This is a genomic window from Cupriavidus taiwanensis (assembly GCF_900250115.1).
GTDB lineage: Bacteria > Pseudomonadota > Gammaproteobacteria > Burkholderiales > Burkholderiaceae > Cupriavidus > Cupriavidus taiwanensis_B.
This window is the reverse complement of sequence record NZ_LT984804.1, coordinates 2,036,849-2,059,084: the sequence shown is the minus strand read 5'-3', so window position 1 is coordinate 2,059,084 and position 22,236 is coordinate 2,036,849. Positions and strand designations below refer to the sequence as shown.

Here is a 22,236-nt window from a genome sequence, read left to right as displayed (position 1 = left end):
GAAGGGGGTGTTGGTTCTTGTGGTCTGCTGCGTGGTGGCGTTTCCCGAACCCGCTTGTTTGCTCCCCTCTCCCGCGCGCGGGAGAGGGCTTGGGGGAGAGGGCGGGCGGTGACAAAGGCGCAGGCATTCGCGGCGCGCTGAGGCGGCTTGTCGTCGCGGTTGGGTCGACTGCGGTGCTGCGAGCTCCGGCCCTCACCCCCAACCCCTGTCCCGCAGGCGGGAGAGGGGAGCTTGCTGCTAGCGTTGGGAGAACAAGCTTTTCGTCATGCCGCCTCCGCCAGCCGCGCCTGCATCTCGATCCCCATCTCCCGCATCACTTCACCCACCGCCGTCACCACGTTGCGCATCTCGTTGTCATCGATCGCGCCGATGCAGCCGACGCGGAAGGTTTCCACCTGGGTCAGCTTGCCGGGGTACAGGATGTAGCCGCGCTCGCGCACCTTGCCGTAGAAGGTCTTGAAGTCATAGCGCGCATCCGCCGGCGCGTGGAAGGTGACGATGATCGGCGCCTGCACCGCCGCCGGCAGGAAGGTGCGGAAGCCGAGCGCCGCCATGCCCGTTACCAGCGCGTCGCAATTGCGGCGATAGCGTGCGCCGCGCACCGGCTGGCCGCCTTCATCCAGGAACTGGTCCAGCGCCGCGCGGAACGCCGCCACCACGTGCGTGGGCGGGGTGAAGCGCCACTGCGTGGTTTTCTGCATGTAGACGTACTGGTCGTAGAGGTCCAGCGCCAGCGAGTGGCTGTTGCCCTGGCTGGCTTCGAGCACGTCTTTCCTGACCAGCACGAAGCCCATGCCCGGCACCCCCTCGATGCACTTGCCGGTGGCGGCCACCAGCGCGTGGAAGGGCATGGTGCGGGCGTCGATCTCGATCGCGCCGAACGAGCTCATGGCATCGACGATCAGGCCCTTGCCCAGCCGCTGGCACAGCTGCGCGATGTCCTGCAGCGGGTTGAGCACGCCGGCGCCGGTCTCGCAGTGCACCTGCGCCACGTGCGTGATCGACGGGTCGCGCCGCAGCGCCTCTTCGATCAGCGCGGCGCTGGCGGGCTGGTCTTCCGGGATCGGCAGTTCCACGCTGGCGCGCCCGAGCACCTTGCAGATCTTCAGGATGCGCTGGCAGTAGGCGCCGTTCTGCGGCACCAGCACCTTGCCGTCGCGCGGCACCACGTTGGCGATCGCCGCTTCCACCGAGAAGGTGCCGCTGCCCTGCATCGGCACGCACACATGGGTGCCTTCGCCGTGGACGATGCGCACCAGGTCGTCGCACAGGCTGCGCGTGACGGTGTTGAAGGCGGCGTCCCACGAGCCCCAGTCGCGCAGCATGGCCTGCTTGGTGGCGAGCGAGGTGGTCAGGGGGCCGGGGGTCAGAAGGATCGGGTCGTTGCCGCGGATCATGGTGAGCTCCTGATTGGGAAGGAGTGAAAGAGGGAAGGTCAGTCGTTGCCCTGGGCCTGGCGCCAGGCCTGGGTCTTGCAATCGAGCACGCGTTGCAGCAGGTAATAGAGCAGGCAGGCGACGGCCGAGGTCAGCACCACCAGCGTGGCCATCGCCGCCGCCGGGCCGATGTCGCCGGACTCGTCCAGGTTGACGATCTCCACCGAAGCCAGCTTGGTGTCGGCGCCGTACAGGAACACCACCGCCGAGACCGTGGTCATGGCATTGATGAACAGGTAGCGCGAGATCTCCAGGATGGCGGGGAGGCAGGCCGGCACCGTGACCTTGAAGAAGGTCTTGTAGAACGGCACCTTGAGCGACGCGGAGACGGCCTCGAATTCGCTGTCGAGCTGCTTGAGCGCGGTCACCGCGGTCAGGTGGCACGAGGCGTAGTAGTGGACAATGGTCACCAGCACCAGGATGCCCAGGGTCTGGTACAGCCCGTGCAGGGGATTGGCCTGCGGCACGAAGAAGAAGATGTAGCCCAGGCCCAGCACCAGCCCCGGCACGCCCATCGGCAGCACCGCCATCAGCCGCACGAAGCCGCGCAGCCAGTCCATGCCGCGGGTCTTTTCCAGCAGGTAGGCGGTGGCGAAGATGAACACCGGCCCGATCACCGCGGCCAGCCCCGCCAGGCGCAGGCTGTTCAGGTAGGAATCGACCACGCCGCCCTCGACCAGCCCCACCCGGTAGTGGTTCAGCGACAGCGCGAAGTTGTACGGCCACAGCTTGACGAAGGACGCGTACACCGCCATGCCCATCACCGCCAGCATCAGTGCCGCCATCAGCCAGCAGAACACGGCCATGGCCAGGTCGAAGCGCGGGCTGCGGCGCGGCACGTAGGGCACCGAGCGCGCCGACATCAGCGCCATCTGGCGGCGCTGCACGCGCGCGTCCACGCAGTAGGTCACGGCCACCGGCACCAGCAGCATCAGCGACACCACCGCGCCCTGCGAGAAGTCCTGCATGCCGATCACCAGCTTGTAGATGTCGGTCGCCAGCATATGGAAGTTGCCGCCGATCACCTTGGGGATGCCGAAGTCCGAGATCGCATAGGTGAACACCACCATGGCGGCGCTGACCAGCCCGTAGCGCGCGCCCGGCACTGTGATGGTGAAGAACTTGCGCACGGTCGAGGTGCCGAGCGCGTCGGCGGCTTCATACAGCCGCGCGTCGGTCAGCGACAGCCCCGTGATCAGGATCATCAGCGCATGCGGAAAGGTGGCGAACACCAGCGAGGCGACGATGCCGAGCGGCCCGTAGATCTGCGTGCTGCCCATCCACGGCTTGAACAGCCCCTGGTTGCCGAACCAGAAGATGAACGAGATCGCCGCCAGCAGCGAGGGCGCCAGCAGCGGGATCAGCGCCAGGTTGCGCAGCAGCCCCTTGCAGGCGATGCGGCTGCGCGTGAGCGCATAGGCAAAGCCGAACGCCAGCGGCACCGTGATGCAGGTGGCCAGCGCCGAGACCCACAGGCTGTTCCACACCGAGCGCAGCAGCGCGGGCGACTCGAAGTAGGCGCGGAAGTGAGCGATGCCGGCCAGGGTGCCGTCGCGGTTCTGCACGCTCTTGGCCAGGATCATCACGATCGGCGCCAGCACGAAGCAGGCCAGCGCCAGCGCCGCCAGCGCCAGCAGCACGTGGGCAAGGCGGTCGGTCCAGTGCGCGCGCACCGAGGTGGCGACCAGCGCCGGTGGCGCGGGCTCCGCGCCAGGCTTGGCGGGCCCCGCCGGCGCGCTGGCCGAGGCGGGGGGGAGGGTATCGGTAGCCGGCAGGGTGGCAGACGTGGTGGCCGGCGCCGCAGTGAGGCTCATGCGCATGCGTGGCGGAAGATACGGATACGGTCAGCGGGAATGGCCAGGCGCAGCCGGTCGCCGGTGTGCGGGCGCAGTTCGTGCAGGTCATTGAGCGAAAGGTCGGCATAGAGCGCGCCACCGGCCGCGGCGGCGGCACCGGCTGCCGCGGGGGCGGCGTCGGGCAGCCGCAGCGTCAGCCGCGAGAAGGCGCCGAGGAACTCGATCTTGTCGACGGTGGCCTCCAGCACATTGGGTCCATGCTGTTCGATGCCGCGCACGCAGACGTCTTCGGGGCGGAAGAACACCTGCACGTCCTCGTCGGGGCAGCAGCCCGCCGGCGCGGCGCAGCGCATGCGCACGCCGCCAAGGTGCAGCTCGCCATCGCCGCAGACGCGCGCGCCCAGCATGTTGGTCTTGCCGACGAAGTCTGCCGCGAACGGCGTGGCGGGGCGCTGGTAGACCTGCGCCGGGGTGCCGACCTGCTCGATCGCGCCCTGGTTCATCACCACGATGCGGTCCGCCATCGACAACGCCTCTTCCTGGTCGTGCGTGACCAGGATGGTGGTGATGTTCAGCCGCTGCTGCAGCGCGCGGATCTCGCTGCGCAGCCGCACCCGCACGCGCGCGTCGAGCGCCGACAGCGGCTCGTCCAGCAACAGCAGGCCGGGCGAGGTGGCCAGCGCGCGCGCAATCGCCACGCGCTGCTGCTGGCCGCCCGACAGCTGCGCCGGGTACTGGTCGCCGCGATCGGGCAGGCCCACCAGCGTCAGCAGTTCCGCCACGCGGGCGCGGCGCCGGTCGCGCGGCATGCGCCGGTTGACCAGGCCGTAGGCGACGTTGTCGGCCACGGTCAGGTTGGGGAACAGCGCATAGGACTGGAACACGATGCCGTAGTAACGCTCCATCGGCGGCAGCGTGGAGATATCGCGCCCGCCCTGGTGGATGGTGCCGGCGTTCTGCGATTCGAGCCCGGCGATAATGCGCAGCAGCGTGGTCTTGCCGCAGCCCGACGGGCCCAGGAAGCACAGCAGCTCGCCCTGGCGCACGTCGAGGTCGATGTTGTGCAGGGCGACGAAGGCGCCGCTGCTGCCGCCGAAGCGCTTGTGGATGCCTTTCAGGCTGAGATAGGTCTCGGCCGTGGATGTGGAGGTCTGCATGGCGTGGGGCCTGTGGGTTCTGCTGGGGGACCCCGCCGCCGCCTGCCCGCGAGACGGGCCGGCGGCGGCGGTACAAAACGGCGCTCAGGCGCTCAGGGCTGCTTTTCCGACTTGCTGGCGTAGCGCTTCTGCCATTCGGTCAGCACCCGCTCGCGGTTTTTGGCGATATAGCCGAAATCGTTCTTGACCAGCATCTGCTCGTAGTTGGCCGGGATGGTCTCGACCTTTCTCGCCACGCCGGGGTAGGCCACGATGGCCCAGTCCTTGGCGAACAGCTGGTTGGCTTCCTTGCTGGCCAGCCAGTCCAGGTAGCGTTGCGCGGCCTCCATCTTCTTCGTGCCCTTGACGATGCCGGCGGCCTCGATGTCGTAGCCCAGGCCTTCCTTGGGGAAGATCATCTCGATCGGCGCGCCCGCGGCCAGGGTCTTGTGCGCGCGCAGCTCGAACGAGATGCCGATCGGGAACTCGCCCGAGCCGGCCTGCTTGCACGGCTTGGAGCCGGAGTGCGTGTACTGCGCGATGTTCTCGTGCAGCGCGTCCATGTATTTCCAGCCCTCTTGCTCGCCATAGAGCTGCAGCCACGCGGTCACGTCGAGGAAGCCGGTGCCGGACGAAGCCGGGTTGGGCATCACGATGGTGCCCTTGTAGACCGGCTTGGCCAGGTCCTTCCAGGTCTCGGGGCGCGGCAGGTTGCGCTTCTTGGCCTCGATGGTGTTGAAGCAGATGGTCGCGCCCCAGACATCCAGGCCGACCCACGACGGCGGCGTGGCCTTGTCGCTGTAGTCGCGCGTCAGCTTCTCGAAGCCCTTGGGGGTGTAGGGCGCGAGCATTCCCTCCTGCTTGAGCAGTTCCAGGCTCGACGCGGCCAGCCCGGCGATCACGTCGGCCTGCGGGTTGGCTTTCTCGGCCAGCGCCTTGGCGGTGATCACGCCGGTGGAATCGCGCACGTATTTCAGCTCGATATCGGGCGCCGCCTTGGCAAAGCCCTCGGCATAGGGCTTGAGGGTCTCGGTCTCCCACGCCGTATAGACGATGAGCGTGGTCTTCTGCGCCAGCGCGGTGCCGGAGGCGGTTAGCGCAAGCAAGGCGGCGGTGGTGCGCAGGGTGGTGGTGAAGGACGGTTGCATGGGGACTCCTTCGGCATTGTAGGTGTAGAAATGTGTCAATGTGGTGAATTTGTTGCAATGCCGTGGGGCGCACTGCACAACATCGGATCACCATGAAACCCTCGTACTACAACACTTGCAAGACATATTCCCAGCAGTAGGCGCTTGTTTCGTCACCCGCCTACATGCGCCACTGCCTGATTGTTGACAATATACAAACCGCTTGCTTTAATGGCAATAAGGATTTTCGATACTGCTGAATCCGTCACAAACGGGAGTGTCCATGTCACGCCAAGCCCCGCTGGCGAGCGAAATCACCATCCTGCAGAGCCAGTCCCTGACCACCCTGGTGCAGCGCGAACTGGAGTTGCGGATCATGTCCGGCGAACTGGCGCCCGGCGCCAAGCTCAACGAGATCGAAGTCGCCGGGCAGCTCAATGTGTCGCGCGGACCGGTGCGGGAGGCGTTCCGTGCGCTGGAGCAGGCCGGCCTGCTGCGCACCGAGAAGAACCGCGGTGTGTACGTGCGTGCCATTTCGGTCGAGGAAGCCGATGAGATCTATGAACTGCGCGCGGTGCTGGACGAATTCATCGGCCGGCAACTGGCCGCCCGCATCACGCCCGACAGCCTGCGCGAATTGCGCGCACTGGTGGAGGCGCTCGACGCGGCCAGCCACGCGCGCGATGTCGATGAATACACGCGGCTGAACCTGAGCTTCCACGACCGCATGGTCGAGCTGGCCGGCAACCGCAAGCTGCTGGAGACCTACCGGCGCCTGGTCAAGGAGCTGACGCTGTTCCGGCGCGAGGCGCTGTCGCGCAGCCACGCCGCCATGCCCGACTCCACCCGCGAGCACCGCGCCATCGTCTCGGCGATCGCCGCGCGCGACGGCGAACTGGCCGCGCGCCTGATGCGCGAGCACGTCGAGCGCGGCCGCGCGCGCATGCATGCCGCGGTGGCGCCGGCCGGCGCCGGCAACGACGCTGCCGCCTGAACCCGACTCCCGATCCGCAGCCACCGCCGCACTGACCGCGACCCCGCACAGGAACCGACCATGCCCGATACCAACGCCCGCACCCTTACCGTCAACCAGCGCAGCTATCGCTGGATGCAGCAGCCCGTCGTGGTGGTCTGCGTCGACGGCTGCGAGTTCGATTACCTCGAGGCCGCCGCCGCCAGCGGCCGCGCTCCTTACCTGAAGCGCCTGCTGGACGCCGGTTCCGCCTTCCGCGGTGCGTGCGTGGTGCCGACCTTCACCAACCCCAACAACCTGTCCATCGTCTGCGGCGCGCCGCCGGCGGTGCACGGCATCTGCGGCAACTACTTCTTCGATCGCAGCGCCAACGGCGGGCGCGGCGAGGAAGTGATGATGAACGACCCCAAGTACCTGCGCGCGGGCACCATCCTGGCCGCCTTTGCCGAGGCCGGCGCCAGCGTCGCGGTGGTCACCGCCAAGGACAAGCTGCGCCGGCTGCTGGGCCACGGCTTGCGCGGCATCTGCTTCTCCTCGGAGAAGGCCGACCAGGCCACCGTGGCCGAGAACGGCATCGACGGCGTGCTCGAGCTGGTGGGCATGCCGGTGCCGGATGTCTATAGCGCCGAGCTGTCCGAGTTTGTCTTCGCCGCCGGCGTGCGCCTGATGGAAACGCGCCGCCCGGACCTGATGTACCTGTCCACCACCGACTATATCCAGCACAAGTTCGCGCCCGGCTCGGACGGCGCGAACGCCTTCTACGCGATGATGGACAAGTACCTGGCACGGCTGGACGAACTCGGCTGCGTGGTGGCGCTGACCGCCGACCACGGCATGAACGCCAAGCATGATGAGGCCACCAAGGCGCCCAACGTGATCTACCTGCAGGACCACCTGGACGCCTGGCTGGGCCGCGGCGTCGAAGACGGCGGCGCGCGCGTGATCCTGCCGATCACCGACCCTTACGTGGTCCACCACGGCGCGCTGGGCTCCTACGCCACCATCTATCTGCCCGACGATGCCGACATGGCCGCGCTGCGGGCGCGCCTGTCGGACCTGCAGGGCGTGGAAAGCGTGCTGAGCAACGCCGAGGCCTGCGCGCGCTTCGAGTTGCCGCCCGACCGCGTCGGCGACCTGGTGGTCACCAGCGACAAGCACGTGGTGCTGGGCACCAGCCGCAGCCGCCATGACCTGTCCGGTCTCGACGCGCCGCTGCGCTCGCATGGCGGGGTGTCGGAGCAGACCGTGCCGCTGGTGTTCAACCGCGCCACCGCCGGCATTCCCGGCAAGGCGGTGCTGCGCAATTTCGACATCTTCGATGTCGCGCTGAACCATCTGCACTGAACCCCTGGATCGCATCTGGCGGTTCGCGCCGCTGCCTGAACCCGCATTTACCGGAGGAGACTCATGAACGCCCCCCAATTTCCCGCTGGCGCCGTCAGCCCCCATTTCCGTGCCGAAGCGCTGCGCATCGACGGCCAGAAGATCGTGCGCGAGCGCGTCATCGAAGTGCGCAATCCGTTCGACGGCACGCTGGTGGGCACCGTGCCCAAGGCCACGCTGGAAGACGTGCGCCGCGCCTTCGAAGTGGGCCAGGCCTACCGCGCCACGCTGACGCGCTATGAGCGCGCTGCCATCCTGAACCGCGCCGCGGCGCTGCTGCGCGAGCGCACCGAAGAGGCCTCGGACCTGATCACGCTGGAATCCGGCCTGTCCAAGAAGGATTCGCTGTACGAGATCGGCCGCGTCGCCGACGTGCTGGGCTTTGCCGCCACCGAGGCGCTGCGCGACGACGGCCAGCTGTTCTCGTGCGACCTGACGCCGCACGGCAAGAAGCGTCGCGTGATGACCCAGCGCGAGCCGCTGATGGGCGTGATCAGCGCGATCACGCCGTTCAACCACCCGATGAACCAGGTCGCGCACAAGGTCGCGCCGTCGATCGCCACCAACAACCGCATGGTGCTCAAGCCGTCGGAGAAGGTGCCGCTGTCAGCGTTCTACCTGGCCGACCTGCTGTATGAAGCGGGCCTGCCGCCGCAGATGTTCCAGGTGGTGACCGGCGACCCGCGCGAGATCGCCGACGAACTGATCACGCACCCGGCGGTGGACCTGGTGACGTTTACCGGCGGCGTGGCGATCGGCAAGTACATTGCCAGCAAGGCCGGCTACAAGCGCGTGGTGCTGGAGCTGGGCGGCAACGACCCGCTGATCGTGCTCGACGACGCCGACCTCGACCGCGCCACCGACCTGGCGGTGCAGGGCTCGTACAAGAACTCCGGCCAGCGCTGCACCGCGGTCAAGCGCATGCTGGTGCACCAGGCCGTGGCGGCGCGCTTTACCGAGCTGGTGGTGGAGAAGACCCGCGCCTGGAAGTACGGCGACCCGATGGACCGCGGCGTCGACATGGGCACCGTGATCGACGAGCAGGCCGCGCAGCTGTTCGAGGCCCGCGTCAACGAGGCGGTGGCGCAGGGCGCGCGGCTGCTGGTCGGCAACCAGCGCAGCGGCGCCAGCTACGCCCCCACCGTGATCGACCGCGTCGACCCGTCGATGACGGTGGTGCGCGAGGAGACCTTCGGCCCGGTCTCCCCCATCATCACCTTCCGCGATGTCGACGACGCCATCCGCATCTCCAACGGCACCGCCTTCGGGCTGTCGTCGGGGGTGTGCACCAACAATATCGAGGCCTTCACCAAGATCGCCAATTCGCTGCATGTGGGCACGGTCAACCTGTGGGAAGTGCCGGGCTACCGCATCGAGCTGACGCCGTTCGGCGGCATCAAGGATTCGGGGCTGGGGTACAAGGAGGGCGTGCAGGAGGCGGCGAAGAGTTTTACGAACTTGAAGACGATTACGCTGCCGTGGGGGTGAAGCACGATTGGAGGTTTACCCCGACCGCTGGTTTGCTCCCCTCTCCCGCTTGCGGGAGAGGGGCCGGGGGAGAGGGCCGGCGCTGGCAAGAGCGAAGGCCTTGACTTCGTTGATGCATCGGCCCACTCCCAAGCCCTCTCCCGCAAGCGGGAGAGGGAGCATGCAAGCGGTTGTTCGGGGCACGGCGCCTTGGCACGCCAAGGAATGGCTGCGCTAGAATCAGCCCCCAAGTCCCCGATCCACCGGAGTCCCCGTGCTCGCCGAACAACGGCAGAAATTCATCCTCGATCAGCTTGCCGCGACCGGCGCGCTGGCCATCAGCGAGCTGGTGAGCGAGCTCGACGTGTCGCGCGAGACCATCCGGCGCGACCTCAACGCGCTGGCCACGCGCGGGCTGCTGGTGCTGACCCACGGCGGCGCACTGGCGCCGGACCGCACCGAGCCCGATACCCAGACCCGGGCGCAGGTCAATGCCGAGGGCAAGCGCGCCATCGGCGTGCGCGCGGCCGAGCTGGTGCGCGACGGTGCCTCGCTGATCCTGGACTACGGCACCACCACGCATGCGGTGGCGCAGGCGCTGCACGGGCACCACAACCTGCTGGTCTACACCAACGACCTGGCCATCGCCCAGCTGCTGGGCCGGCGCAACGGCAACCGCGTGATCGTGCTGGGCGGCGAACTGCAGGACAACGAAGATGCCACCCACGGCTGGGACACCATCGAGCAGCTGTCGCGCTACCACACCGACTTCGCCTTTATCGGCATCGGCGGCATCACCCCGCGCGGCGAGATCTGCGATTTCTCGCGCGCCGCGGCGGAGCTGCGCAGCCGCATGCTGCTGGCCGCCGACGTGGCCTGCGTGGTCGCCGACCACACCAAGTTCGGCCGCAACACCGGCATCACCATCAAGCACGCCGAACTGGCGGCCTGGGTGATTACCGACATGGCGCCGGAGCCTGAGCTGGGCGCGGCGCTGAAGGAACGGGGCAACAAGCTCCTGATTGCGTGAAGGCCGGGCATCGGCCGGTGGGGCGCCCTGTTCGCTGATCGCACGGAAATCCGGCCGGTCGTGCACCAGAATGCGGCTTTGACGCCGCTGTCACAGGTGTTTTGACTGTCGTGTGCCCCACGGCGGTGCTAAAGTGCTGGGTTGTCGGATCGGCACGGTCAGCCGTGCCCGTCCGATAAACCGGAGGCGACCCACCTTCCATCGGCGCAACGCCAGACGGCACCGCAGACCGGCATCCAGCCGGCAAGGCTGCCGGATCCTGCCACTCCAGCACAGCAAGAGACATCCGTGAATTCTCCTTCCCTTGACGCATTTCTGGCGGGGGTTGCCCGCCGCGACCCCAATCAACCCGAATTCCTCCAGGCCGTGAAGGAAGTCATGATGACGCTGTGGCCGTTCGTCGAGCGCAATCCGCGCTACGCCGACCAGGCCCTGCTCGAGCGGCTGGTGGAGCCCGAGCGCGTGATCCAGTTCCGCGTGGCATGGACCGACGACCAGAACCGGGTCCAGGTCAACCGTGCCTTCCGCGTGCAGCACAGCTCGGCGATCGGCCCGTTCAAGGGCGGCATGCGCTTCCACCCGACCGTAAACTTGTCGGTGCTGAAGTTCCTGGGCTTCGAGCAGACCTTCAAGAACGCGCTGACCACGCTGCCCATGGGCGGCGGCAAGGGCGGCTCGGACTTCGACCCCAAGGGCAAGTCCGACGGTGAAGTGATGCGCTTCTGCCAGGCCCTGGTGACGGAGCTGTACCGCCACCTGGGCCCGGATACCGACATCCCGGCCGGCGACATCGGCGTGGGCGCGCGCGAGGTCGGCTTCATGGCCGGCATGATGAAGAAGCTGTCGAACCAGTCGGCCTGCGTGTTTACCGGCAAGGGCCTGGCCTACGGCGGCAGCCTGATGCGCCCGGAGGCCACCGGCTACGGCACGGTCTACTTTGCCCAGGAAATGCTGCATCGTCGCGGGCGCGGCTTCGACGGCCTGCGCGTGCTGATCTCCGGCTCGGGCAACGTGGCGCAGTACGCGGCCGAGAAGGCGATCGAACTGGGCGCCAAAGTGCTGACGCTGTCCGACTCCGGCGGCGTGCTGCACTACCCGCAAGGCATGACCACCGAACAGCTGGCCGAAGTCATGGCCTTCAAGAACGAAGAGCGCGGCCGCCTGTCGGACTTTGCCGCCCGCCACGGCATGACCTTCGAAGCCGGGCGCACGCCCTGGCACGTGCCCGCCGACGTGGCGCTGCCGTGCGCCACCCAGAACGAACTCGACGGCAACGACGCCGAGACCCTGCTGGGCAATGGCGTGATCTGCGTGGCCGAAGGCGCCAACATGCCGTCGACGCTGGAGGCGGTGGACCGCTTTGTCGACGCAAAGATCCTGTACGCGCCAGGCAAGGCCAGTAATGCCGGCGGCGTGGCCACCTCGGGCCTGGAGATGTCGCAGAACGCAATGCGCCTGTCCTGGCACCATGCCGAGGTCGACGAGAAGCTGCACGCGATCATGAAGGACATCCACCAGAACTGCATCCACCACGGCCAGAAGGCGGATGGCTACATCAATTACGTGGAAGGCGCGAACATCGCCGGCTTCGTCAAGGTGGCGGATGCGATGCTGGCGCAAGGCGTGATCTGACCTGAAGCCACGGCCGGCGCCATGCCGGCCGCGCGGAATCCGGCTACGATGGCGGTCCCGAACCACTCATCCAGAAAAGGGAGCCAGGCGCCATGCTGGAACTCAGACCAGGCTGCGAACACTGCAACAAGCCGCTGCCGCCGGATTCCACCGAAGCGCGCATCTGCTCGTACGAATGCACCTTCTGCGCCGGCTGCGTCGAGCTGCTCGGCAACGTCTGCCCGAACTGCGGCGGCGGTTTCGCGCCGCGGCCGGTGCGCCCGGCGCGGGACTGGAACAACGGTAATTTTCTAGGCAACAACCCGGCCAGCACCAGGGTCAGGCACCGGCCGGTGGACCTGGCCGCGCATGCCCGCCTGGTCGAGGCCGTGGGCCAGGTCGCGCCCGAGCGGCGCTAGCCGCGCGCTTTCGGTTTTGGCTGGGCCATCTCGCCAGCCTCCTTCACGTTCTGTTCGACGCGTTTGCTGATCACGGCAAGCGCCTCGGCTTGCGCCTTCTGCGCGGTCTCGGCGAGGGCGCGCATATTCTCCAGGGCCTGGTGCAGCTGCTGTTGCACGAGCTCGCTGTGCCTGGCCATGGCCTCGGCCGGGTTGTTCGCCGTGCCGTACTGCTGCGCGGCCGCCTGCAGCTGCTGCATGGTCTGGGCGAAGATCTCCTGCTGCTTCTTCACGATGGCCTGCATGCCTTCATAGGCCAGCCGGTTGGCCTCGGCCAGGGCCTCGATATCCTTGCGGCGCGCTTCGACGACCGCGCTCATGTCCACGCCCGGCAGGCGGAACTGTTCCATCATCCTGGTGAAATCGGCGAAGGGATTGGGGGGCGTGGCCATGCTGGGTCTCCTGGTGGAAGGACTGGCAGGTCGGCCGGCGGCGAGGATGGCGTGCCTTTTGGCCGGGATACTGTCCACTATAGCCGGTATCCGCACACTTCTGGCCGTCAATCGAGGAAGACCCTAAAGTTACCGTCGCCCCTGCCGTTGGCATCCATAGCCCGCCTGTGCGCCGGCCCGAGCCGGCCCGCCCGCGGACGACGAGAGCGAAGAGCGTTGCGCCGAGCCGTTTCGAGCGCCGCAGCACTTCGCCGTGACCAATGCTAATCAGGTAGAAGAAATGAAGAATCTAGGTATCGGGGTTCGCCTCGGCATCGGTTTTGGGGTGGTTTTGCTGCTTGCGGCGCTGATGACTGGCCTGGGCATGCTGCGCCTGCAGCAGGTGGCCGAGCGCACGCACGCGATGATGCAGCAGCCGCTGACCAAGGAGCGGCTGGTCAGCGACTGGTACCGCCTCATGCATACCAGCGTGCGCCGCACCACCGCGGTGGCGCGCAGCGCCGACCCGTCGCTGGGCCAGTTCTTTGCCGCCGAGACCAAGGCGTCGATCGAAGGCATTGCGCAGCTGCGCGACAAGCTGCAGCCGATGCTCAGCTCCGAGCAGGAAAAGGCCGCGTTCCAGAAGATCCTGAGCGTGCGCGACCCCTACAACAACGGCCGCGACAAGATCACGAAGCTCAAGCAGGAAGGCCTGACCGAGGAAGCCAACCTGGTGCTGGAAAAGGAGTTCGTGCCCGCCGGCGACGCCTACCTGGCCGAGATCCAGAAGCTGCTCGACATCCAGCGCGCCAGCATCGACGCCACCGCGCGCGAGATCAATGCCATCTACGTCAATGCGCGCAACAGCCTGATCGGGCTGGGCGTGGTGGTGCTGGGGATCGGCATTGCCTTCTCGGTCTGGCTCACCAGCGGCATCACGCGCCCGCTGCATCGCGCCGTGGCCGTGGCCCGCACCGTGGCGTCGGGCGACCTGACCAGCCGCATTGACGTCGACCGCCGCGATGAGACCGGCCAGCTGCTGCAGGCCTTGGCCGACATGAACGCCAATATCCTGCGCATCGTGCGCCAGGTGCGCGCCGGCACCGAATCGATCGTGTCTGGCACCAGCCAGATCGCGGCCGGCAATACCGACCTGTCGCAGCGCACCGAGGAACAGGCCTCGTCGCTGCAGCAGACCGCGGCAAGCATGGAAGAGCTGACCAGCATCGTGCGCCAGAACGCCGACAACGCGCGCCAGGCCAGCACGCTCGCGGTCAATGCCTCGGATATCGCCGCCATGGGCGGTGAAGTCGCGGGCAAGGTGGCCGAGACCATGGAGGAGATCAATGGCGCGTCGAAGAAGGTGGTCGACATCATCGCCGTGATCGAGGGTATTGCGTTCCAGACCAATATCCTGGCGCTCAACGCCGCGGTGGAGGCGGCGCGCGCCGGCGAGCAGGGCCGGGGCTTTGCGGTGGTGGCGGGCGAGGTGCGCACGCTGGCGCAGCGCAGCGCGACCGCGGCCAGGGAGATCAAGGCGCTGATCGGCGATTCGGCCGATCGCGTCGAAAAGGGCTCGATGCTGGTGACGCAGTCGGGCCAGACCATGGCAGAGATCGTCGCCGCGGTCCGGCGCGTGACCGACATCATGGGCGAGATCAGTGCCGCGTCGGCCGAGCAGAGCTCGGGCATCGAGCAGGTGAACCAGGCGGTGACGCAGATGGATACGGTGACGCAGCAGAACGCGGCGCTGGTGGAACAGGCCGCGGCGGCGGCGGGTTCGCTGGAGGAGCAGGCGCAGCGGCTGAAGGAAGCAGTGGCGACGTTCAGGCTGGCGGCGTAGCGGCCGGCTAGCGGTTACCCTTTTTCCGCCAGTCCGGAAGAAGGGCGCCTGCCCAGCAAGCCTCCGTTACAGCGGCACGCTGACACTACGGGCGCTCGCCAGTACGCTTCCAGCTCATGGCCCATCCGTACAGCGCAATGCATCCCGCTACTATCACGGTCGGCCCCAATACAAAGGACAGCAACGGCATCATCAGCAGCGAGCAGCAGGTCAGGATGTACAGGTGCAGCGCCAGCTGCAACGGTACGGCGACCACCACGAACGCCAGTGTCAGCAGCGTCAGGGATACCTTTTTCCACCACGCAAAGCCGAAGATGTTGTACGTCAGCGCATGCGCCCACGGCAGCAGCCAGAGAAGGCCGCAGGAGGTCTTGAGGCCGTTGTCCATGTAGCTGCTCGCGCTATACGGAAAACTATGTGGGGCCACCGCGAAGAACAGCAGCGCGGTGGCCTGCACGAACACCGCGAACAACATGAAATAGCGCAGCGGAAGATAGTGGTCACGCAGGCGCAGCGCCAGCAGCGCGACCGCCAGTGTGCCACCCAGCGTCAGCCACCATGTCAGCGTGTCGGGCATCGCGACGGAGACACTGACGTATGGAAGGGGCAGGTCGAACCAGCCTAGCGGCGCGATGCGCTCGGCCACGGTGCCCTCCAGGCGCAGCTTGTCGATCCAGAAGGCCAGCACGGCGGCCCAGGCTGCGCTCAGCTTGCCGCGCAGCATCCACTCGGCGGCGTTGAAGGCGGCCGCTACCAGCGGGATCGCGGCAAGCGTGGGCAGGCTCAGTATCAGGCGGTCCAGCGATCGCTGCCGGGCATGGTACAGCGTTGCCAGGCCGAGTGCATCGCCCTTGTCCCTTGCTGGGGACGGGTCGGCAGTGGGATCGCCGGCCTGGCGTGGCATGGTCAGAACTCGACGAAGAAGCCGATCTCCGCTTGCTTGCGCCGGTACGACGGGTTCTCGTAATAGATGGCGCGCAGGTTCATGCCGTAACGCTTGTTGAACCACTTGCGCCACGTCAGTGTGACCTCATGGCTGGTAAAGTCGCTCAGCAGCGACTGGGCGCCGGTCAGCTGATAGGCTTCGCGCCCGCCGTCGTACTTGAGGGTGATGTACTGGTCTTTGTCACGGCCGTAAATGATGGCGGCCACGCCGCGGTTGGAGCGGACGTTGCCCGGGTCGCTGCGGTTCAGGCGCGCGCCGAGCTGCACGATCCACGGAGCGTCGAAGTAGTAGGTCAGGCCGAGCAGCAGCGTCTTGTCGGTATAGATTTCCTTGGCCCGGTAGTAAGTGAAGCCGGCGCTGGCCACCAGGTTCTTCTTGTCAAGAAATTTGCGGAACAGCATGCCGTCGACGCGGAACTCTGGCAGGAAAAAGCCGCCCGCGCTGGTGCCGGCGCTCAGGAAGCCGTACCAGTCCTCATTGAAGTTGCGGGTGTAGCCGAGGCCGAAGAAGGTGCCCTGGTCGCCAAAGTGCCGCTGGTGGCTGATTTCGCCGGTGACGTAGTCGTCGGCGGACAGGTGCACCCCGCCGCGCAGATACTGGTCATTCCAGCTGTCGTTGTCGCCGGTCAGGTTGGCGTGGCCCAGGCCGCCTTCGATAAAGCCCCTCAGCAACGGGACGAAGGTCCGGGGCGCGGTGGCCTCGGCCTGGGCCCGGGCGTGCGGGCAAGCCGCCAGTGCCAGCACGCCGAGCAGGCAGGCAAGGGACTGTGCACCGAAGTATCTGGCGTCCGGTAGCTTCACGTTGCCTCCTGTCGTGCTTATAGGTATTTCCGGTGGACGGTCGTTGGAGACCGCCCGATGCGGCAGCAGCGTTTGCACCATACACCGGACCGGGGCGATGCGTCGATCCGCCATGCCTCGTCATTTTGGTGGTGTGTTGCAGCTCTGAAATGCTATCCGGGCGCGCCGGTCGCTTGCCTTGCCGCCGCGCCCCTGCGTTGCCGTGTTATCGGCAGCGCAGGCTGGCCGCCGGTGGCGCAAGCGCCTGCGCCGGCGCGAGCCTGGCCTCGAAGGCGAGAAACAGCGCCTCTTCCAGGACATTCCAGTGGTGGCCGTGGCGGAACTGGTTCGAGCGCACGCGCCAGCAGGTGATCGCGTCGGCGTCGCCCATCTTGTCGGCCACCAGCGCCACCAGCCCCCACGGGAAATCCACCTCGGACATTTGCAGCCACGCGAAGCGATACGTTGTCATCCACGCCCGGTAGGCGCTGTCGTGCGGACGGCCGGGAGCCTGGATATCGGCCAGGATGGGGAAGATCTGCGCCACCGCATCGGGATAGAACTCGCTGCGCTCGCGTGGCTGGGTGCTGACCAGGAAGACGCCGTTGCGCCAGAACACGCGCAGGATGGCTTGGTCCAGCTGTTCGGCCTGGCGTGCCCAGGCCGCGGCGCCCCGGCTGTCGCCCAGACTCTGGCGGTAGCGGCTGGCCGCCTTGAACGCGCTGGAAACCTCGACGTTGTCCATCAGCAGCGCCACCGGCAGTGTGCGGGAGATGTGGTAGACGCCGGTGCGGCCGTCCCGCAGCGTGTCGAGGTAGCGGGCTGCCGTGTCGAAGCTGGCTTGCCACGCGGGCGGCATGCCCTTGGCCGGGGCGGTGCGGACCAGCAGTTCCATCCAGGCCGCCATCAGCGCGTCGTCGGCATCGGCGGCCTGGCACGCGGCAAAGTGTTGTCCCTTCAGGCAATAGCGGTCGAAGCGGCCGTCGACGTGCTGGCGTGGCAATTGCCACGCGATCCAGTTGCGGGCCGCGGTGCCGGTGATCATGCCGGCATCCTGTGCCGCCAGCAGGGCCTTGGCCGCGAAGTAGGGGTCGATCGAGTCGCCGCCCAGGTATGTCGTGATGGCGCCATCTGACCGTTGGTAGCCCGGCAGCGCAAGCTCGGCGGTGGCGGCGTGGGCGGGCAGGAGGGCGGCGAGCGCCACCAGCAGGGTGAACACAACGTTTATGGCGGGCATGGATGATCCTTGGCGGTGGCAGCGTCGCTGTCCGATTCGACGCGCCCAAGCTCCAGGGCCGAGGCGGCGCCGTGTACCGTGGCGCCGACGCGCGCCAGCAGCATGGGCGCCACCACGGTGGTGTGCCGGTCAGGCGAGCCGATGACGCAGAACCGGGCCAGCCGGATCTCGCACTCGGCGGCGACCGGCCCGCCGATGGCGCAGCCTTGTTCCACCGAGATGGCAGCCCCGGCAATCAGGGCGCCACCGATGCGGGCGCCGGCTTCCAGCCGAATGCTGCCACTCGCCTTGACACTGCCGGCAATGTGAGCGCCGGTGCCGATCCGCAAGTTGCCATGGACCACCAGGTCGCCGCGATACAGCCTGTTGGCGGGAAAGGTGAAGTCTTGCGCCACCAGCCAGCGACCATCCCTCGCTTCGGCGGGTGAGAGCTCGCCCGCCGGCGCTCCGGCGTAGCGGCTGGCCGCGGTGCCATCGGCGCCGCCGGCACGTCCGAAACGGACCACCGGCGCGCTGACCGACGCGAAGCGGCAGCCTGCCTCCAGTCGGATCGATTGCAGCGCACCGACCGGACCCAGCAGGCGGCAGCGTTCGCCCACGTGCACGTGGCTGGCATGGGCCCAGCGCCGCAGTTCACTGCCTGCTGCCATGACGATGCCGCCGTCGGAGAGAAGTCCCTGCAGGCGGTTGCGCTGTCCGGTGCGAATGCTGCGCCGGCCATAGATGTCGCGTGCAAACGCGTAATCATCGGGGAGCAGCACGGCTTCGGCACCCACGATGGTGCGGGCGCACAGGCCGACGGCCGACTCGGCCGGGCTCGGCACGAAGGCGCCGTTCACGCGCACCAGCGGCTCCAGCGAAAGATCGGGCGTGGCCCTGGCCGCTTGCCCTGGCAGCACCGGCTGCGCAGTCAGCAGCGCCCGAAAGCCGGCTGCCACGGCACCAACATCCAGGGTGTGTTCGCCATCGATGGGCAGCGGGCCAATATCGCGTTGCCGGCGCCATTCCAGCAGTGCCGGCGTCAACGGCAGTGCCAGCACCAGCAAGGTCAGCAACGCAAGGGTCAGGGGCCACACGGTCAGCTCCCCTGTCGGTAACGCGTGGTCTTGTCCCAGCGCATCTCGCGGCGCAGCAGCGGGTCCAGCACCACCTGGTCGGCGATCGCCCGCGATACGGCCAGTACGCTCACCAGAAAGCCGAAGTAATTCAGCGGCAGCAGGCAGATGCGAGCGCGGCTGCCGTCCAGGTACACCGCCGCCGCAATCTCGAAGAACGCGGCAAAGTTGCCCAGCGTCCCGTACGACATCAGGGCGAACAGGATCAGCGTATCGCTCAGCAACGGCAGTCCGCCGGCATAGAACAGCAGGATTGCCAGCAGCCAGCCCGCCAGCATTACCGGCGCCATCATGTAGATGCCCAGCAGCGCCAGGCCGTCGATCTTCTCAAGCAGGCCGTGATCACGGCAGCGCGTCAACTTCCATGCGTGCCGGTACAGCGCCTGGTTGTGCCCCTTGGTCCAGCGCTTGATCTGCCGGACCCGCACGGGCCAGCTCTCGGGCACCTCCTCATAGCATTCGGACCAGTTCTGGTAGACAGTCTTCCAGTTGGCCAGCAGCAGGCGGTAGGTCAGGTCGGTGTCCTCGGCCAGCACGTCGTCGTGCCAGCCGCCGGCGCTGCGCAGAGCACGCATGCGGATGCCGCCCACGGTGCCGCCATATTGCGGCACCAGGTTCAGGTTCATGCGCGCCTGCTGGTCGACCTGATAGCCGCCGGAGCGCTCGAGATCCAGCAGTCGCGTCAGCAGGTTGCTACTCAGGTTCATCGGCACCACCCGCCCCATGGTGGCACCCACTTCCGGATCGAAGAACGGCGCTACCAGTTGCTTGAGCAAGCCGATCGGCGGCAGGTAGTCAGCGTCGAAGACGACGATGATCTCGCTGGTCACAGTCTCGCACGCATCCTTCAGGGCCGCGGCCTTGCCCGGTTTGCCGCCGGTACGGTGGAACGGCGTGATGCGGCCGGGGTGCTGTGCCACGATCGCGTCGATGATCTCGCGGGTGCGGTCGGCGGAGCGGTCGTTGACCGGCATGATGGTGAGGCGGTCGGCCGGGTAGTCGGCCCGCAGCAGGCAGGCCAGAGAACCGGCGATCACGGCTTCTTCGTTATGCGCGGCGACCATCACCGTCAGCCTCGGCCAGTCAGCGATATCGATGTCGAGATAGGGGTGGCGTTGCTTGCCGAACAGGCGGTTCAGTGTGAACACGTAATGCCGCACCGCATAGAACACCACCAGTGCGACGATCAGCGCCAGCATGCCGGCGAGCAGCGTGACCATGGCGTGCCCGTCTGCCGGCATGGGGGGCTGGCCCGATGGTGCAAGCGGCCACGTCCGTGCGGCCGGGTCGGCCGGCTCCAGCGCGTCGGCGGGCAGGGTATCGACGAAAGCGCTCGCCAGCGCCACGGATTGCGCGCCGGGGTCGGGGATGTTGCCCGCAATGGCCTGGGTCACAGGCGCGGACAAGGGCTGGGCAGCGCCCGCTTCACGGACCAGGGTGTCGCCGCGACGCGGCAGGTCGGCCGCCTGCAGCGGCATGGCGATGTTGCCTGCGAGCAATCCGCACAGCGGCAGCAACCAGCGATGGGTCAGGCGCATGGACGACAATCCTCAAGTGCATGATGGGCGGCAGGCGCTTGCCGGTGCGCTGCCATGTGCGCCGGCAAGCGTGTCGTCCCGCGCGTGCTTGCGTATCAGAGCTTGCTGGCGATAAACGTCAGCGACGTCCCGCCCAGCGAGGTCACGATCCAGTTGTTGGCATCGAAGGTCACGAGCCCGAGGCCGCCGGTGACCACCGGCTGAATGAAGCCCGTGCGCGGCAGTACCCAGGTCATGTCAGTCATGTCGGTCGGATGCGAGGCCTGGAATACCCAGGTGAGGCCGTTGTCGGTGGCCTGCCAGTTGACCTGGTCACGCCGCTGCCCGAACCTGGCCAGCGTGTCCATGGTGTACCAGCTGAACTGCCCGTTCAGCGCCAGCGTCGCGGCGCGGCTGAACAGCGCGTTCAACACAGTCGGATACTCCTCGGCGCCGAGCGGGTGCATGTAGATCAGCCGGCTGGTGCGGTTCTTGACCACGAAGTCGATCAGTTGCCGGTACCAGGCGGTGACGCTGCCCGCGGGCACGTTGAACTCATCGAACTCCTCGAACGTCGCATACTGGCCGAACGGCATGACCGGGAATGCGCGGATGCCTTGGTTGGTCAGCACGCCGTTGCGATAGCTGCGCGTTGGCGCCATGCCGGTATGGCCAAGAAAGTAATATCCGGTGTTGCCGTTGGCTTCCAGCCAGTCGACCGACCATTGCGGGGTGTTCCCTTCCGGCGCGGCATACTCCGTCGCTGGCCGCCCGGTCACTGCTTCCACGCTTTGCTTGTTCAGCTCAAGATACTGCTGGAACGTGGCCTGGTTGGATTCACTGGCGTTGGCACCCCAGTAGTCGTGGATCCATCCGCCATGGCTGCCGATCTTGTGGCCCTTGGACTGCAGAAACAGCAGCAGCTGCTGCGCCGTGGCATTCTGCGACAGCTTGATGCCGCGCCCATCGCCAAAGGTGATCTGGTCCGGGCCCGCGGTCACGGAAACCGAGAATGGTCCGTTGTTGAAGATGCCCCAGTTCTTGAGCTTGAGCGCCGGCGCGATCTGGTCGCCGGCGCAGAAGTGCATGTTCAGCACCAGGCCGGCGCGCCCCTTGGGCTGTGCCGACAGCCGCGGCAGCTTCATCAGGTTGACGGCAAAGTAGCGCAGGAAGCCGTGCATCAGCATGCCGTCGGTCTGGCCCTTCAGGTACGACAGCGGCAGGTTGACGAACAGCACGCTGCCGGAGCCGAAATTGCGCAGCCCGGCCACCAGGCCGAAGTTTGGCGATGTCAGCAGTGCCGATCCGGTATAAGTGCCTTGCGTGACAAAACTGGGATAGGTCAGGAAGCCATAGACATAGCCCGAAATGCCCTCCACCTGGTCGGTAGTGCCGTTGGTGGACCACAACATTGACTTGCCGGGCGGCACCTGGATGCTCCTGAGCGTGCTGCCCAGGCCCGTGACCGGCCCCAGGCCGATCATATTGCCGAGCAGGGAGTCGTAGAGCACGTAATCGACGCCGGCAAGGTTGCTGAGCCGGCTTCGCTGCGGCGCATAGAAGCCGGTGGTGGTCAGCGCGCCGAAGTCATACACCAGCATGATCTTCCCGCCCAGGTTGGTGTAATTCTCCAGCGCGGCGATCAGGTTCTCGCTGGCATGCACGTGCACCTGGTCGGGCAGGATGAGGCCAGGGAACTGTGCCGGGGTGATGCCTTGCTGCAACTGGGTATCGCTGATGACGGTCAGCTTCAACCCTTCTTCCCGCGCGGCATCCTCCCACGCCGAGACGCGCGCGTCGGGCAGCACCATGCCGTCCGGCACAAGCAGCGCGATCTGGTTGGTGGCGGCGCGGCTCACCGCTGGCATGGCCAGCGACAGCGCCGCCACGACCAACAACAGCATGGCGCGGTGCTTTCGCAGCCGTTGCAGCAGGGCATACAGTGGGTTTGGCATGGTCTTCTCCCAGCGCGATCAATGTGAACCGGTCTTGCCGTGCGCAGCCGCCCGGC

General features: G+C 67.1%; 18 protein-coding genes. 7 read left to right on the top strand and 11 right to left on the bottom strand.

Going from position 1 to position 22,236, the window contains the following annotated elements; translation table 11 throughout:
* Positions 1 to 263: 263 nt before the first annotated feature.
* From CBM2586_RS25985 to CBM2586_RS25970, 4 genes are all read right to left on the bottom strand, one after another.
* The gene (locus CBM2586_RS25985) at positions 264 to 1,397 is read right to left on the bottom strand and encodes a 2-aminoethylphosphonate--pyruvate transaminase (RefSeq protein WP_115690675.1); all 1,134 of its coding nucleotides are present in this window, start codon (positions 1,395 to 1,397) and stop codon (positions 264 to 266) included.
* 38 nt (positions 1,398 to 1,435) lie between these two features.
* Positions 1,436 to 3,256, bottom strand: a complete 1,821-nt coding sequence (locus tag CBM2586_RS25980) for a putative 2-aminoethylphosphonate ABC transporter permease subunit (protein WP_115690673.1) — start codon at positions 3,254 to 3,256, stop codon at positions 1,436 to 1,438.
* A complete protein-coding gene (locus CBM2586_RS25975; RefSeq protein WP_115690671.1) occupies positions 3,247 to 4,389 on the bottom strand; it encodes a putative 2-aminoethylphosphonate ABC transporter ATP-binding protein in 1,143 nt (380 codons plus the stop codon). The genes CBM2586_RS25980 and CBM2586_RS25975 overlap by 10 nt, the downstream gene beginning before the upstream one ends.
* Before the next feature lie 92 nt (positions 4,390 to 4,481).
* On the bottom strand, positions 4,482 to 5,516 hold the full coding sequence (locus CBM2586_RS25970; protein WP_115690669.1) for a putative 2-aminoethylphosphonate ABC transporter substrate-binding protein: 1,035 nt from the start codon (positions 5,514 to 5,516) through the stop codon (positions 4,482 to 4,484).
* Between the two features lie 262 nt (positions 5,517 to 5,778).
* Between CBM2586_RS25970 and CBM2586_RS25965 the strand changes: the two genes are divergently transcribed.
* The 6 genes from CBM2586_RS25965 to CBM2586_RS25940 all read left to right on the top strand — a co-directional run bounded on the left by CBM2586_RS25965 (position 5,779) and on the right by CBM2586_RS25940 (position 12,378).
* Positions 5,779 to 6,489, top strand: coding sequence for a phosphonate utilization associated transcriptional regulator (locus tag CBM2586_RS25965; RefSeq protein WP_115663894.1), 711 nt, complete (start codon positions 5,779 to 5,781; stop codon positions 6,487 to 6,489).
* Between the two features lie 60 nt (positions 6,490 to 6,549).
* Complete coding sequence (gene phnA, locus CBM2586_RS25960; RefSeq protein ID WP_115663895.1) at positions 6,550 to 7,812, top strand: phosphonoacetate hydrolase; 1,263 nt, start codon at positions 6,550 to 6,552, stop codon at positions 7,810 to 7,812.
* Positions 7,813 to 7,875: 63 nt separating this feature from the next.
* Positions 7,876 to 9,339: a phosphonoacetaldehyde dehydrogenase gene (gene phnY / locus CBM2586_RS25955; protein ID WP_115690667.1), complete on the top strand. Its 1,464-nt coding sequence runs from the start codon at positions 7,876 to 7,878 to the stop codon at positions 9,337 to 9,339.
* A 253-nt stretch (positions 9,340 to 9,592) separates the two neighbouring features.
* Entirely contained in the window at positions 9,593 to 10,348 is a 756-nt protein-coding gene (locus CBM2586_RS25950; protein ID WP_115663897.1) for a DeoR/GlpR family DNA-binding transcription regulator, read from the top strand.
* 288 nt (positions 10,349 to 10,636) lie between these two features.
* Positions 10,637 to 11,980 (top strand): NADP-specific glutamate dehydrogenase, encoded by a 1,344-nt coding sequence (gdhA, locus tag CBM2586_RS25945; protein WP_115663898.1) that lies wholly within the window; start codon positions 10,637 to 10,639, stop codon positions 11,978 to 11,980.
* 92 nt (positions 11,981 to 12,072) lie between these two features.
* The gene (locus tag CBM2586_RS25940) at positions 12,073 to 12,378 is read left to right on the top strand and encodes a DUF1272 domain-containing protein (protein ID WP_115663899.1); all 306 of its coding nucleotides are present in this window, start codon (positions 12,073 to 12,075) and stop codon (positions 12,376 to 12,378) included.
* On the opposite strand, the gene CBM2586_RS25935 is transcribed toward CBM2586_RS25940, so the two are convergent.
* Positions 12,375 to 12,809: a phasin family protein gene (locus CBM2586_RS25935; RefSeq protein ID WP_115690665.1), complete on the bottom strand. Its 435-nt coding sequence runs from the start codon at positions 12,807 to 12,809 to the stop codon at positions 12,375 to 12,377. The genes CBM2586_RS25940 and CBM2586_RS25935 overlap by 4 nt on opposite strands.
* Positions 12,810 to 13,089: 280 nt before the next feature.
* Between CBM2586_RS25935 and CBM2586_RS25930 the strand changes: the two genes are divergently transcribed.
* Positions 13,090 to 14,631 (top strand): methyl-accepting chemotaxis protein, encoded by a 1,542-nt coding sequence (locus CBM2586_RS25930; RefSeq protein WP_115690663.1) that lies wholly within the window; start codon positions 13,090 to 13,092, stop codon positions 14,629 to 14,631.
* Between the two features lie 85 nt (positions 14,632 to 14,716).
* Here CBM2586_RS25930 and CBM2586_RS25925 read toward each other — a convergent pair whose 3' ends face one another.
* From CBM2586_RS25925 to CBM2586_RS25900, 6 genes are all read right to left on the bottom strand, one after another.
* Positions 14,717 to 15,535 (bottom strand): hypothetical protein, encoded by an 819-nt coding sequence (locus CBM2586_RS25925; RefSeq protein ID WP_115690661.1) that lies wholly within the window; start codon positions 15,533 to 15,535, stop codon positions 14,717 to 14,719.
* Positions 15,536 to 15,537: 2 nt separating this feature from the next.
* Positions 15,538 to 16,377 carry a YaiO family outer membrane beta-barrel protein gene (locus tag CBM2586_RS25920; RefSeq protein WP_231942559.1) on the bottom strand — a complete coding sequence of 280 codons (840 nt, stop codon included), beginning with the start codon at positions 16,375 to 16,377 and terminating at the stop codon, positions 15,538 to 15,540.
* Positions 16,378 to 16,582: 205 nt separating this feature from the next.
* On the bottom strand, positions 16,583 to 17,593 hold the full coding sequence (locus CBM2586_RS25915) for a hypothetical protein (RefSeq protein ID WP_115663903.1): 1,011 nt from the start codon (positions 17,591 to 17,593) through the stop codon (positions 16,583 to 16,585).
* Positions 17,581 to 18,669, bottom strand: a complete 1,089-nt coding sequence (locus CBM2586_RS25910) for a hypothetical protein (RefSeq protein ID WP_240988028.1) — start codon at positions 18,667 to 18,669, stop codon at positions 17,581 to 17,583. Before CBM2586_RS25910 ends, CBM2586_RS25915 begins: the two co-directional genes overlap by 13 nt.
* Positions 18,670 to 18,671: 2 nt before the next feature.
* Positions 18,672 to 20,186: a glycosyltransferase gene (locus CBM2586_RS25905; protein ID WP_373424291.1), complete on the bottom strand. Its 1,515-nt coding sequence runs from the start codon at positions 20,184 to 20,186 to the stop codon at positions 18,672 to 18,674.
* Between the two features lie 155 nt (positions 20,187 to 20,341).
* Positions 20,342 to 22,129 (bottom strand): polysaccharide deacetylase family protein, encoded by a 1,788-nt coding sequence (locus tag CBM2586_RS25900; RefSeq protein WP_240988057.1) that lies wholly within the window; start codon positions 22,127 to 22,129, stop codon positions 20,342 to 20,344.
* Between the last annotated feature and the right edge of the window lie 107 nt (positions 22,130 to 22,236).

Bases quoted from the DNA above. Each gene is read 5' to 3' on its own strand.
- CBM2586_RS25935 (WP_115690665.1), bottom strand. From the start codon at position 12,809: ATGGCCACGCCCCCCAATCCCTTCGCCGATTTCACCAGGATGATGGAA.
- CBM2586_RS25915 (WP_115663903.1), bottom strand. From the start codon at position 17,593: ATGCCCGCCATAAACGTTGTGTTCACCCTGCTGGTGGCGCTCGCCGCC.
- CBM2586_RS25980 (WP_115690673.1), bottom strand. From the start codon at position 3,256: ATGCGCATGAGCCTCACTGCGGCGCCGGCCACCACGTCTGCCACCCTG.
- CBM2586_RS25965 (WP_115663894.1), top strand. From the start codon at position 5,779: ATGTCACGCCAAGCCCCGCTGGCGAGCGAAATCACCATCCTGCAGAGC.
- CBM2586_RS25985 (WP_115690675.1), bottom strand. From the start codon at position 1,397: ATGATCCGCGGCAACGACCCGATCCTTCTGACCCCCGGCCCCCTGACC.
- CBM2586_RS25975 (WP_115690671.1), bottom strand. From the start codon at position 4,389: ATGCAGACCTCCACATCCACGGCCGAGACCTATCTCAGCCTGAAAGGC.
- CBM2586_RS25900 (WP_240988057.1), bottom strand. From the start codon at position 22,129: ATGCTGTTGTTGGTCGTGGCGGCGCTGTCGCTGGCCATGCCAGCGGTG.
- CBM2586_RS25925 (WP_115690661.1), bottom strand. From the start codon at position 15,535: ATGCCACGCCAGGCCGGCGATCCCACTGCCGACCCGTCCCCAGCAAGG.
- CBM2586_RS25940 (WP_115663899.1), top strand. From the start codon at position 12,073: ATGCTGGAACTCAGACCAGGCTGCGAACACTGCAACAAGCCGCTGCCG.
- CBM2586_RS25930 (WP_115690663.1), top strand. From the start codon at position 13,090: ATGAAGAATCTAGGTATCGGGGTTCGCCTCGGCATCGGTTTTGGGGTG.
- phnA (WP_115663895.1), top strand. From the start codon at position 6,550: ATGCCCGATACCAACGCCCGCACCCTTACCGTCAACCAGCGCAGCTAT.
- CBM2586_RS25905 (WP_373424291.1), bottom strand. From the start codon at position 20,186: ATGCCGCTGCAGGCGGCCGACCTGCCGCGTCGCGGCGACACCCTGGTC.
- phnY (WP_115690667.1), top strand. From the start codon at position 7,876: ATGAACGCCCCCCAATTTCCCGCTGGCGCCGTCAGCCCCCATTTCCGT.
- CBM2586_RS25970 (WP_115690669.1), bottom strand. From the start codon at position 5,516: ATGCAACCGTCCTTCACCACCACCCTGCGCACCACCGCCGCCTTGCTT.